The following is a 12,151-nucleotide window of genomic DNA, read 5'->3' on the forward strand; positions in this document are numbered from 1 at the left end:
ATGGTCTTGTCAAAATGTCAAAAACAATTTATAATAAATAGATACCCTGAAAGGAAGAGAATCATGAACTTAGAAGAATTGAAAAAACGACAGGAGAAGATCCGTAACTTCTCTATTATCGCCCATATTGACCACGGGAAGTCGACTCTTGCAGACCGCATTTTGGAAAAAACAGAGACGGTTTCAAGTCGTGAAATGCAGGCCCAGCTTTTGGATAGCATGGATTTAGAGCGAGAACGTGGGATTACCATTAAACTAAATGCCATCGAGCTCAATTATACCGCAAAAGATGGGGAAACTTATATTTTCCACTTGATTGACACGCCGGGGCACGTAGACTTTACCTATGAAGTTTCGCGTTCGCTAGCTGCCTGTGAGGGGGCTATTTTGGTGGTAGATGCTGCCCAAGGAATTGAGGCTCAAACCCTTGCCAACGTGTATCTAGCCTTGGACAATGATTTGGAAATCATGCCAGTCATTAACAAAATTGATCTGCCTGCCGCAGATCCAGAGCGCGTGCGTACAGAGATTGAAGATGTTATTGGTCTAGATGCCAGCGAAGCAGTTTTGGCTTCTGCCAAGGCTGGTATTGGTATCGAAGAAATCCTTGAGCAAATCGTAGAAAAAGTACCAGCTCCAACAGGTGATGTGACGGCGCCGCTTAAGGCTTTGATTTTTGACTCTGTTTACGATGCTTACCGTGGGGTTATCCTCCAAGTTCGTGTTATGGACGGTGTTGTTAAACCTGGCGATAAGATTCAGCTTATGAGCAATAGCAAGACTTTTGATGTTACGGAAGTCGGTATTTTCACACCAAAAGCAGTTGGTCGTGATTTCCTTGCGACTGGTGACGTTGGTTATATTGCGGCTTCTATCAAGACGGTTCAGGACACTCGTGTGGGGGATACCGTTACCTTGGCGACCAACCCTGCGGCAGAGCCCTTACATGGTTACAAGCAGATGAATCCGATGGTCTTTGCGGGTCTCTACCCAATCGAATCAAACAAGTATAATGACCTTCGTGAAGCCCTTGAAAAATTGCAACTAAATGATGCCAGCTTGCAGTTTGAACCAGAAACATCTCAGGCACTTGGATTTGGTTTCCGTTGTGGATTCCTTGGACTTCTCCATATGGATGTTATCCAAGAACGTTTAGAGCGTGAGTTTAATATAGACCTTATCATGACAGCTCCGTCTGTTATCTATAAAGTCAATCTGACCGACGGAGAGTCTATGGATGTGTCAAACCCATCTGAGTTCCCAGACCCAACTAAGATTGCGACCATTGAAGAGCCTTATGTTAAGGCGCAAATCATGGTACCGCAAGAGTTTGTTGGAGCAGTGATGGAATTAGCTCAGCGTAAGCGTGGGGACTTTGTGACTATGGATTATATTGATGACAATCGTGTCAATGTTATCTATCAAATTCCACTTGCTGAAATCGTCTTTGACTTCTTTGATAAACTTAAGTCTTCAACTCGTGGTTATGCAAGCTTTGACTACGAATTGTCAGAGTATCGTCCATCTAAGCTGGTGAAAATGGATATCCTTCTCAATGGAGACAAGGTGGATGCCCTCAGCTTTATCGTTCATAAGGACTTTGCCTACGAGCGTGGAAAACTCATCGTTGATAAGCTCAAGAAAATCATTCCTCGCCAACAATTTGAGGTTCCTATCCAAGCAGCAATTGGACACAAGATTGTGGCTCGTACAGATATCAAGGCCCTTCGTAAGAACGTACTTGCTAAATGTTATGGTGGTGACGTTTCTCGTAAACGTAAGCTACTGGAAAAACAAAAAGCCGGTAAGAAACGTATGAAAGCTATCGGATCAGTAGAAGTTCCACAAGAAGCTTTCCTTAGCGTCTTGAGCATGGATGAAGAGTAGAAGTATAAAGAAAAATATTTTATTGTTGATAGACTTTAAATGTCAAATAACAAAGATAAATAAAAGAAGATCAAATGGTCTTCTTTTTAATTTGTTTTACGAATAGATAGATGAGTAGATAAAGAAATGGAGTTATTTATGAAAATCACAAACTATGAAATCTATAAGTTAAAAAAATCAGGTTTAACCAATCAACAGATTTTGAATGTCCTAGAATACGGTGAAAATGTTGATCAGGAGCTTTTGTTGGGTGATATTGCAGATATATCAGGTTGCCGAAATCCAGCCGTTTTTATGGAACGTTATTTTCAGATAGACGATGCGTATTTGGAGAAGGAGTTTCAAAAATTTCCATCTTTCTCTATTTTAGACGACTGTTACCCTTGGGATTTGAGTGAAATATATGATGCGCCTGTACTTTTATTTTACAAGGGAAATCTTGACCTCTTGAAATTTCCTAAAGTAGCGGTCGTAGGCAGTCGTGCTTGTAGCAAACAGGGAGCTAAGTCAGTTGAAAAAGTTATTCAAGGATTGGAAAATGAACTGGTTATTGTCAGTGGCTTAGCTAAGGGCATTGACACAGCAGCTCATATGGCAGCTCTTCAGAATGGCGGAAAAACCATTGCAGTGATTGGAACAGGACTGGATGTGTTTTATCCTAAAGCTAATAAACGCTTGCAAGACTACATCGGCAATGATCATCTGGTTCTCAGTGAGTACGGACCAGGTGAACAGCCTCTAAAATTTCATTTTCCTGCCCGTAATCGCATCATTGCTGGACTTTGTCGTGGTGTGATTGTAACAGAGGCTAAGATGCGTTCAGGTAGTCTCATTACCTGTGAGAGAGCAATGGAAGAAGGGCGAGATGTTTTTGCTATTCCTGGTAGCATTTTAGATGGACTATCAGACGGTTGCCATAATTTGATTCAGGAAGGAGCAAAATTGGTCACCAGTGGGCAGGATGTTCTTGCAGAATTTGAATTTTAAGACGAAAGTTCGCTTACTAGACAAACTTTTCTTCTATATATAGGAGCTAAGTCTTGACAGTTATGGCAAAATGGTTTACACTTTATAAAGTTTATTACTTTGAAAAGGTGTGATACTGTGGCTACGGCAACAAAAAAGAAAAAATCAACAGTTAAAAAAAATCTAGTAATCGTGGAGTCGCCTGCTAAGGCCAAGACGATTGAAAAGTATCTCGGCAGAAACTACAAGGTTTTAGCCAGTGTCGGGCATATCCGTGATTTGAAGAAATCCAGTATGTCCGTCGATATTGAAAATAATTATGAACCGCAATATATCAATATCCGAGGAAAAGGTCCTCTCATCAATGACTTGAAAAAAGAAGCTAAAAAAGCTAATAAAGTCTTTCTGGCGAGTGACCCGGACCGTGAAGGAGAAGCGATTTCTTGGCATTTGGCTCACATTCTCAACTTGGATGAAAATGATGCCAACCGTGTGGTCTTCAATGAAATCACTAAGGATGCGGTCAAAAATGCTTTTAAAGAACCTCGTAAGATTGATATGGACTTGGTCGATGCTCAACAGGCACGCCGTGTCCTGGACCGCTTGGTAGGGTATTCGATTTCGCCTATTTTGTGGAAGAAGGTCAAGAAGGGCTTGTCAGCAGGTCGCGTTCAGTCTATTGCGCTTAAGTTAATCATTGATCGTGAGAATGAAATCAATGCCTTTCAGCCAGAAGAATACTGGACAATTGATGGTGTCTTTAAAAAGGGAACCAAGCAATTTCAGGCTTCCTTCTATGGAGTGGATGGTAAAAAACTGAAACTGACTAGCAATGATGAGGTCAAGGAAGTCTTGTCTCGTCTGACTAATAAAGACTTTTCAGTGGATCAGGTGGATAAGAAAGAGCGCAAACGCAATGCTCCTTTACCCTATACCACTTCATCTATGCAGATGGACGCGGCCAATAAAATCAATTTCCGTACTCGAAAAACCATGATGGTTGCCCAACAGCTCTATGAAGGAATTAATATCGGTTCTGGTGTTCAAGGTTTGATTACCTATATGCGTACCGATTCGACTCGTATCAGTCCTGTAGCGCAAAATGAAGCAGCAAGTTTCATTACGGACCGTTTTGGTAGCAAGTATTCTAAGCATGGTAGCAAGGTCAAAAATGCATCAGGTGCTCAGGATGCCCATGAGGCTATTCGCCCGTCTAGCGTTTTTAATACACCTGAAAGCATCGCTAAGTATCTGGACAAGGATCAACTCAAGCTTTATACTCTTATTTGGAATCGTTTTGTGGCTAGCCAGATGACAGCTGCTGTCTTTGATACCATGGCTGTTAAATTGTCTCAAAATGGGGTTCAATTTGCTGCCAATGGTAGTCAGGTTAAGTTTGATGGTTATCTTGCCATTTATAATGATTCTGACAAGAATAAGATGTTACCGGACATGGCTGTTGGAGATGTGGTCAAGCAGGTTAATAGCAAACCAGAGCAACATTTCACCCAACCGCCTGCTCGTTATTCTGAAGCGACTCTTATCAAGACTTTGGAGGAAAATGGGGTTGGCCGTCCGTCAACCTACGCACCAACTATTGAAACCATTCAGAAACGCTATTATGTTCGCCTTGTAGCCAAACGCTTTGAACCGACAGAGTTGGGCGAAATTGTTAACAAGCTCATAGTTGAATATTTCCCAGATATCGTAAACGTGACCTTCACAGCTGAAATGGAAGGTAAACTGGATGATGTCGAAGTTGGAAAAGAGCAGTGGCAACGCGTTATTGACGCCTTTTACAAACCATTCTCTAAAGAAGTGGCTAAGGCCGAAGAAGAAATGGAAAAAATCCAAATCAAGGATGAACCAGCTGGATTTGACTGTGAAGTGTGTGGTAGTCCAATGGTCATTAAACTTGGTCGTTTTGGTAAGTTCTACGCTTGTAGCAATTTCCCAGATTGCCGTCATACCCAAGCAATCGTGAAAGAGATTGGTGTAGAGTGTCCAAGTTGTCATCAAGGACAAATCATTGAGCGTAAAACCAAGCGTAACCGCCTCTTCTATGGTTGCAATCGCTATCCAGAATGTGAATTTACCTCTTGGGACAAGCCTGTTGGTCGTGAATGTCCAAAATGTGGCAACTTCCTCATGGAGAAAAAAGTCCGTGGTGGTGGCAAGCAGGTTGTTTGTAGTAATGGCGACTACGAAGAAGAAAAGATTAAATAAGAGGAGAGTCCTGAAAGTGAATTTCAGGCTCTTTTTGGTTGGAACTTGACAAAATTCATCATTGTATGCGAAACTAGAAGAAGATTATTTTAATTAGGAGTAGTTATGCGTCTTATTTATCTAATTATTGGTTTTTTATCACTGGCCTTGGCTATTGTTGGGGTTGTCTTGCCCTTGCTACCTACAACGCCTTTTCTTTTGTTGTCTATTGCTTGTTTCTCAAAAAGTTCCAAGCGCTTCGAAGACTGGCTTTATCATACTAAGCTCTATCAAGCATATGTAGCTGATTTTCGTGAGACCAAGTCCATTGCGCGTGAACGTAAGAAAAAAATCATCGTATCCATCTACATCTTGATGGGAATTTCCATTTACTTTGCTCCTCTCTTACCAGTCAAAATCGGTCTGGGAGCTTTGACCATCTTTATCACCTATTATCTCTTCAAGGTCATTCCGGACAAAGAATAAAAAATAGTCGTAATTTTCCTTGATATAAATGAAAGCATATTCACAACAATATGATATAATAAATTCAAAGTAATAATCAAGGAGAATCAAATGATTTACGAATTTTGTGCTGAAAATGTGACCTTGCTTGAAAAAGCGATGGAGGCTGGAGCTCGAAGGATTGAGCTTTGTGATAATCTAGTAGTTGGTGGAACAACACCAAGCTATGGAGTAATTAAGGCAGCAGTTGAATTGGCAACCAACTACGATACGACCATTATGACCATGATTCGTCCCCGTGGTGGCGACTTTGTCTATAATGATATGGAAATTGCTATCATGCTAGAAGACATTCGATTGACTGCTCAGGCTGGTAGTCAAGGGGTTGTATTTGGGGCTTTAACTGCTGAGAAGAAGTTGGATAAAGCTAATCTTGAAAAGCTAATTGCTGCATCAAAAGGAATGGAAATTGTCTTTCACATGGCCTTTGATGAATTGAGCGAAGAAGACCAGTTGGAAGCCATTGACTGGCTCAGTCAAGCTGGAGTTACTCGAATCCTGACTCGTGCGGGTGTGTCTGGCGACTCGTTAGAAAAACGTTTTGCCCACTATCACAGAATTTTGGAGCACGCTAAAGGTAAAATTGAAATTCTACCAGGTGGTGGGATTGACCTTGACAACCGTCAAACCTTTATCGACCAGCTAGGTGTGACACAATTGCATGGAACCAAGGTTGTCTTTTAAAAAATAGAAAGGAACTGCTAGCCTTGGGTAGCAGTTTTCACTTATGTTTGAAATTTTTAAATCCTATCAGTTTAATCAAGAAAAAGCTCATGCTTTTGGTTTTGTAGAAAATAGGGGAGTCTGGACCTATAGTTGCCAGATTTTGCAGGGTGACTTTGTCATGACTGTGTCCATTAATGCTGATAATGTGAGTTTTCAAGTCTTTGACCAGGAGACTGGTGATCTCTATCCACAAGTCCATATGGAAAGCATGAGAGGAAGTTTTGTAGGAAGTGTCCGTGAGGCTTGTCTGGAGATTCTTTACCAGATTCGAAAGGCTTGTTTTGAGGTACAGGATTTTATCTGCCCTCAGACTAAGCGAATCATGACTCAAGTTCAGGAAAAGCATGGTAATCAGTTGGAGTATTTGTGGGAGAAATCGCCTGATACAGCCGTATTACGTCATGAAGGGAATCAAAAGTGGTATGCCGTCTGGATGAAAATCTCTTGGAATAAGCTGGAAAAGGGCAGAGAAGGACAAGTGGAAGCAGTCAATCTCAAACATGACCAAGTAGCTGATTTGCTTTCAAAAAAGGGCATTTATCCAGCCTTTCATATGAACAAACGTTACTGGATTAGTGTGGCGCTTGATGATACTTTATCAGATGAAGAAGTACTGGAATTGATAGAAAGAAGCTGGAATTTAACTATTAAAAAATGAAACATTTCAAGAATTTTCAAGAACTTTCAATTAGCAAAATATTCTCTACTGAAGAAATTTTCAGAAAATATTGGATTTTTTCTTGACAACTACTTTTGCCTATGCTAAAATACTAAACAAGATATCAAACGAAGGAGAAAGTCAAACATGAAAACAGCTAAGTTTAATCAATTTGCTTTGTTGTTGAGGTACTCGGGCTAGTGCAAAATGCATTAGTCCTGTTTGGCTTACCAAGCGGGAGTAAATCAACATCTCGCTTGGGTTTCTGAGCGAGATGTTTTTTTAAAACCATATTTGGAAAAGGGGAAATTTTATGAGAGCAGTTGAATTTCTAGATACTAGCCTTCGGGATGGAGAGCAGACACCGGGCGTTAATTTTTCAATCAAGGAAAAAATTACCATTGCAAGACAGCTGGAGAAATGGGGTATTTCAGCTGTTGAAGCCGGTTTTCCGGCGGCGAGTCCTGATTCATTCACAGCAGTGCAGGAAATCGCCAAGGTCTTGAAGAAAACAGCGGTGACTGGATTAGCACGTTCTGTCAAGTCTGATATTGATGCTTGTTATGAAGCCCTCAAGGATGCCAAGTATCCACAGGTTCACGTCTTTATCGCTACCAGTCTGATTCACCGCAAGTATAAGCTCAATAAGAGCAAGGAAGAGATTTTAGAAGCTATTAAGGAGCATGTTTCTTATGCTCGTTCTAAGTTTGAAGTGGTCGAATTCTCGCCAGAAGATGCGACCAGAACAGAGTTGGATTTCCTCCTGCAAGTTGTTCAAACAGCGGTTGATGCAGGGGCGTCTTATATCAATATTCCTGATACGGTAGGATTTACCACACCAGAGGAATACGGAGCTATCTTCAAACACTTGATTGAGAATGTCAAGACGGATCGTCAGATTATCTATTCACCACACTGTCATGATGACCTTGGAATGGCAGTAGCTAATAGCCTTGCTGCCGTCAAGAATGGTGCAGGACGTGTCGAAGGGACTATCAACGGTATTGGGGAGCGAGCTGGAAATGCTGCCTTGGAAGAAATAGCAGTGGCTCTCAATATTCGCCAAGATTACTACCAAGCAGAAACCAGTATTGTCCTAAATGAGACCATCAATACATCAGAAATGGTTTCTCGCTTCTCAGGAATTCCAGTTCCTAAAAACAAGGCCGTGGTTGGTGGCAATGCCTTCTCTCACGAATCTGGTATTCACCAAGATGGAGTACTTAAAAATCCTCTCACTTATGAGATCATCACCCCTGAATTGGTTGGTGTCAAGAGTAATAGTCTTCCGCTTGGAAAATTATCTGGATGCCATGCCTTTGTCGAGAAACTAAGAGAATTAGCCCTAGATTTTACAGAAGAGGACATCAAACCACTCTTCGCTAAGTTCAAGGCACTGGCCGATAAAAAACAAGAAATCACAGATGCAGATATTCGTGCGCTGGTAGCTGGAACCATGGTTGAAAATCCAGAAGGTTTCCATTTTGATGATTTACAACTGCAAACTCATGCAGATAATGACATTGAAGCGCTTGTTAGCCTGGCTAACATGGATGGTGAGAAGGTCGAATTTAATGCGACAGGGCAAGGTTCTGTTGAAGCAATCTTTAACGCTATCGACAAGTTCTTTAACCAATCCGTCCGCTTGGTGTCCTATACCATTGATGCTGTGACAGATGGAATTGATGCCCAAGCTCGGGTCTTGGTAACTGTTGAAAATAGAGATACAGAAACCATCTTTAACGCAGCAGGTCTTGATTTCGATGTGTTAAAGGCTTCGGCTATTGCCTACATTAATGCCAATACCTTTGTTCAAAAAGAGAATGCTGGTGAGATGGGACGCAGTGTTTCTTACCGCGATATGCCTAGTGTGTAAAGGAGAATGCTATGACAAAGAAAATAGTAGTTCTAGCAGGGGACGGAATCGGCCCAGAAATCATGGAGGCTGGGTTAGAGGTTCTGGAAGCTCTAGCTGAAAAAACAGGTTTTGATTATGAGATTGATAGACGACCTTTTGGAGGTGCAGGTATCGATGCTGCAGGGAATCCTTTACCTGATGAAACCCTCAAGGTATGTCGTGAAGCAGATGCCATTCTACTAGCGGCTATCGGAAGTCCTCAGTATGATGGAGCAGCGGTTAGGCCTGAACAAGGCTTGCTGGCTCTCCGTAAGGAACTCAATCTCTATGCTAATATTCGCCCTGTAAAAATCTTTGATAGTCTTAAGCATTTGTCACCTCTCAAACCAGAACGAATTGCTGGTGTGGACTTTGTCGTGGTGCGTGAGTTGACAGGCGGGATCTACTTCGGAGATCATATTCTCGAAGAGCAAAAAGCGCGTGATATCAACGACTATAGCTATGAGGAAGTGGAACGGATTATTCGCAAAGCCTTTGAAATCGCAAGAAGTCGGAGAAAAATCCTTACTAGTATCGATAAGCAAAATGTTCTAGCGACCTCAAAACTCTGGCGGAAAGTAGCTGAGAAGGTCGCACAGGATTTCCCAGATGTGACCTTGGAACACCAGCTAGTCGACTCAGCTGCCATGCTTATTATTACCAATCCTGCTAAGTTTGATGTCATCGTGACGGAGAATCTTTTCGGAGATATTCTATCTGATGAATCAAGCGTTCTATCTGGCACACTTGGGGTTATGCCATCAGCCAGTCATTCTGAAAATGGCCCAAGTCTCTATGAGCCCATTCACGGTTCAGCTCCTGATATTGCTGATCAAGGAATTGCCAATCCTATTTCCATGATTTTGTCAGTTGCCATGATGTTGAGAGATAGCTTTGGTCGTTATGAGGATGCAGAGCGTATCGAGCATGCTGTTGAGGCAAGTTTGGCATCTGGAAATTTAACGAGAGATATAGGAGGACAGGCTTCGACTAAGGAAATGACGGAAGCTATTATCGCAAGATTATGAAGTTAGACGAAAAAATTACTCTAGTCCTTTTGATTTGGAATGTCATGGTTTTCTTGATTTATGGTATTGACAAATCCAAGGCAAGGAGAAGAGCTTGGCGCATCCCTGAGAAAATCTTACTTATTTTATCCTTTACTTGTGGTGGTTTTGGTGCTTGGCTAGCAGGAATCATCTTTCACCACAAGACTCGAAAATGGTATTTTAAAACAGTTTGGTTTCTCGGGATGGTGTCCACACTAGTAGCCTTATATTTTATTTGGAGGTAATGGATGGCAGGAAAATCGATTTTTGATAAATTATGGGACCGTCATGTCATCACAGGAGAAGAGGGGCAGCCGCAACTCATGTATGTGGATCAGCACTATATCCACGAAGTGACCAGCCCTCAGGCTTTTCAAGGATTACGAGATGCAGGACGCAGATTGAGACGACCAGACTTGACATTTGGAACCTTTGACCACAATGTCCCGACGGTCAATATCTACGATATTCGAGATGTCATTTCCAAGGCGCAAATTGATAAGCTGGCTGAAAATGTTGAGGAGTTTGGGATTGAACATGCGGCCCACGGTTCTGAAAAACAAGGAATTGTTCACATGGTTGGACCAGAAACTGGAAGAACTCAACCAGGAAAATTCATCGTCTGTGGAGACAGCCATACGGCTACTCACGGTGCTTTCGGAGCTATCGCCTTTGGAATTGGGACCAGTGAAGTTGAGCATGTCTTCGCTACCCAGACCCTCTGGCAGGTTAAACCTAAGAAAATGTTGGTTGAATTCACTGGAGTTCCTCAAAAAGGAGTTTATTCCAAGGATTTCATTTTAGCCTTGATTGCCAAGTACGGCGTTGCTTGCGGTGTAGGCTACGTGGTGGAATATCGGGGACAAGCAATTGATGCACTGAGCATGGAAGAACGCATGACCATCTGCAATATGTCCATCGAGTTTGGATCCAAGATGGGAATCATGAATCCGGATCAAACCACCTATGATTATCTCAAGGGACGGGAATGTGTTCCAGAGAACTTTGAAGAGGCTGTGGCAGATTGGAAGAATCTTGTCAGTGATGAGAATGTCGTTTACGATAAGGTTATCCAGATGGATGTCTCAGACTTGGCTCCTATGGTGACCTGGGGAACCAATCCTGCTATGGGGGTTGACTTTGACAGTATCTTCCCAGAAATCAAAGATATGAATGATGAGCGAGCCTACAATTACATGGACTTGGAGCCTGGTCAAAAGCCAGCAGATATTGAACTAGGTTATATCTTTATCGGCTCTTGTACAAATGCTCGTCTCAGCGACTTGCAACTGGCTGCGCGATTTGTCAAAGGAAAGAAAATAGCCCCCAACTTAACGGCTATCGTGGTTCCGGGCTCTCGTCCTGTGAAACGAGCTGCTGAGAAGTTGGGTTTGGACAAGGTCTTTCTAGATGCTGGCTTTGAGTGGAGAGACCCAGGTTGCTCTATGTGCCTAGGGATGAATCCAGACAAGGTTCCAGATGGCGTTCACTGCGCCTCAACCAGCAATCGAAACTTTGAAGATAGACAAGGCTTTGGTGCTAAGACCCACCTCTGCAGTCCAGCTATGGCAGCTGCGGCAGCTATTGCAGGGCGTTTCGTAGATGTTCGACAAATGCCAGAAGCTCAGTAAGGAGAGGATATGGAAAAATTCACAGTTTATACGGGAACGACTGTTCCTCTCATGAATGATAACATTGATACTGACCAAATCCTTCCCAAGCAGTTTCTCAAGTTAATTGATAAAAAAGGCTTTGGTAAGTACCTCATGTATGCTTGGCGTTATCTGGATGATCTCTATACTGAGGATCCAGACTTTGTCTTTAACAGACCTGAATACCGTAAAGCAACTATCCTCATCTCAGGGGATAACTTTGGGGCAGGATCTTCGAGGGAGCACGCAGCTTGGGCTCTAGCGGACTATGGTTTTAAAGTCGTGATTGCAGGGTCTTTTGGGGATATTCATTACAATAATGAACTCAATAATGGAATGTTGCCAATTGTTCAGCCTAGAGAGGTTAGAGAGAAACTAGCCCACTTGAAACCAACTGATCAGGTAACTGTGGACTTGGAACAACAAAAAATCATCTCACCAATTGGAGAATTCACTTTTGAAATCGATAGTGAATGGAAACACAAACTCTTAAATGGTTTGGATGATATCGGTATTACCTTGCAGTATGAAGATTTGATTGCTGCCTATGAAAAACAACGACCAGCCTACTGGCAGGATTAGAAGA

The 12,151-nt window shown here is 42.2% G+C and carries 11 protein-coding genes; all 11 read left to right on the top strand.

Annotation, left to right across the window (positions count from 1 at the left end):
- Nucleotides 1–63: 63 nt before the first annotated feature.
- The 11 genes from lepA (at nt 64) to leuD (ending at nt 12,147) form a co-directional block, all read left to right on the top strand.
- Nucleotides 64–1,887 carry a translation elongation factor 4 gene (lepA, locus tag EII37_RS01545; RefSeq protein ID WP_124787358.1) on the top strand — a complete coding sequence of 608 codons (1,824 nt, stop codon included), beginning with the start codon at nt 64–66 and terminating at the stop codon, nt 1,885–1,887.
- 138 nt (nt 1,888–2,025) lie between these two features.
- Nucleotides 2,026–2,874, top strand: coding sequence for a DNA-processing protein DprA (gene dprA / locus EII37_RS01550; RefSeq protein WP_124787359.1), 849 nt, complete (start codon nt 2,026–2,028; stop codon nt 2,872–2,874).
- A gap of 117 nt (nt 2,875–2,991) precedes the next feature.
- The gene (gene topA / locus EII37_RS01555; RefSeq protein ID WP_124787360.1) at nt 2,992–5,079 is read left to right on the top strand and encodes a type I DNA topoisomerase; all 2,088 of its coding nucleotides are present in this window, start codon (nt 2,992–2,994) and stop codon (nt 5,077–5,079) included.
- 105 nt (nt 5,080–5,184) lie between these two features.
- Entirely contained in the window at nt 5,185–5,544 is a 360-nt protein-coding gene (locus EII37_RS01560; RefSeq protein WP_124787361.1) for a YbaN family protein, read from the top strand.
- A 90-nt stretch (nt 5,545–5,634) separates the two neighbouring features.
- Complete coding sequence (locus EII37_RS01565) at nt 5,635–6,267, top strand: copper homeostasis protein CutC (RefSeq protein ID WP_124787362.1); 633 nt, start codon at nt 5,635–5,637, stop codon at nt 6,265–6,267.
- A 43-nt stretch (nt 6,268–6,310) separates the two neighbouring features.
- Nucleotides 6,311–6,967: an MmcQ/YjbR family DNA-binding protein gene (locus EII37_RS01570; RefSeq protein WP_124787363.1), complete on the top strand. Its 657-nt coding sequence runs from the start codon at nt 6,311–6,313 to the stop codon at nt 6,965–6,967.
- 313 nt (nt 6,968–7,280) lie between these two features.
- Entirely contained in the window at nt 7,281–8,843 is a 1,563-nt protein-coding gene (locus EII37_RS01575) for a 2-isopropylmalate synthase (RefSeq protein WP_124787364.1), read from the top strand.
- A gap of 11 nt (nt 8,844–8,854) precedes the next feature.
- Entirely contained in the window at nt 8,855–9,892 is a 1,038-nt protein-coding gene (leuB, locus tag EII37_RS01580; RefSeq protein ID WP_124787365.1) for a 3-isopropylmalate dehydrogenase, read from the top strand.
- Nucleotides 9,889–10,158, top strand: a complete 270-nt coding sequence (locus EII37_RS01585) for a DUF1294 domain-containing protein (protein WP_124787366.1) — start codon at nt 9,889–9,891, stop codon at nt 10,156–10,158. Before leuB ends, EII37_RS01585 begins: the two co-directional genes overlap by 4 nt.
- Before the next feature lie 3 nt (nt 10,159–10,161).
- On the top strand, nt 10,162–11,544 hold the full coding sequence (gene leuC, locus EII37_RS01590) for a 3-isopropylmalate dehydratase large subunit (RefSeq protein ID WP_124787367.1): 1,383 nt from the start codon (nt 10,162–10,164) through the stop codon (nt 11,542–11,544).
- Nucleotides 11,545–11,553: 9 nt separating this feature from the next.
- Nucleotides 11,554–12,147, top strand: a complete 594-nt coding sequence (gene leuD / locus EII37_RS01595; RefSeq protein WP_124787368.1) for a 3-isopropylmalate dehydratase small subunit — start codon at nt 11,554–11,556, stop codon at nt 12,145–12,147.
- The last annotated feature ends 4 nt before the right edge of the window (nt 12,148–12,151 follow it).

The organism is Streptococcus sp. OH4692_COT-348, assembly GCF_003859975.1.
Classification (GTDB): domain Bacteria; phylum Bacillota; class Bacilli; order Lactobacillales; family Streptococcaceae; genus Streptococcus.

Excerpts from the sequence above, each read along its gene's own strand:
- lepA (WP_124787358.1), top strand. The coding sequence starts at position 64 with ATGAACTTAGAAGAATTGAAAAAACGACAGGAGAAGATCCGTAACTTC.
- dprA (WP_124787359.1), top strand. The coding sequence starts at position 2,026 with ATGAAAATCACAAACTATGAAATCTATAAGTTAAAAAAATCAGGTTTA.
- EII37_RS01560 (WP_124787361.1), top strand. The coding sequence starts at position 5,185 with ATGCGTCTTATTTATCTAATTATTGGTTTTTTATCACTGGCCTTGGCT.
- EII37_RS01565 (WP_124787362.1), top strand. The coding sequence starts at position 5,635 with ATGATTTACGAATTTTGTGCTGAAAATGTGACCTTGCTTGAAAAAGCG.
- EII37_RS01570 (WP_124787363.1), top strand. The coding sequence starts at position 6,311 with ATGTTTGAAATTTTTAAATCCTATCAGTTTAATCAAGAAAAAGCTCAT.
- EII37_RS01575 (WP_124787364.1), top strand. The coding sequence starts at position 7,281 with ATGAGAGCAGTTGAATTTCTAGATACTAGCCTTCGGGATGGAGAGCAG.
- leuB (WP_124787365.1), top strand. The coding sequence starts at position 8,855 with ATGACAAAGAAAATAGTAGTTCTAGCAGGGGACGGAATCGGCCCAGAA.
- EII37_RS01585 (WP_124787366.1), top strand. The coding sequence starts at position 9,889 with ATGAAGTTAGACGAAAAAATTACTCTAGTCCTTTTGATTTGGAATGTC.
- leuC (WP_124787367.1), top strand. The coding sequence starts at position 10,162 with ATGGCAGGAAAATCGATTTTTGATAAATTATGGGACCGTCATGTCATC.
- leuD (WP_124787368.1), top strand. The coding sequence starts at position 11,554 with ATGGAAAAATTCACAGTTTATACGGGAACGACTGTTCCTCTCATGAAT.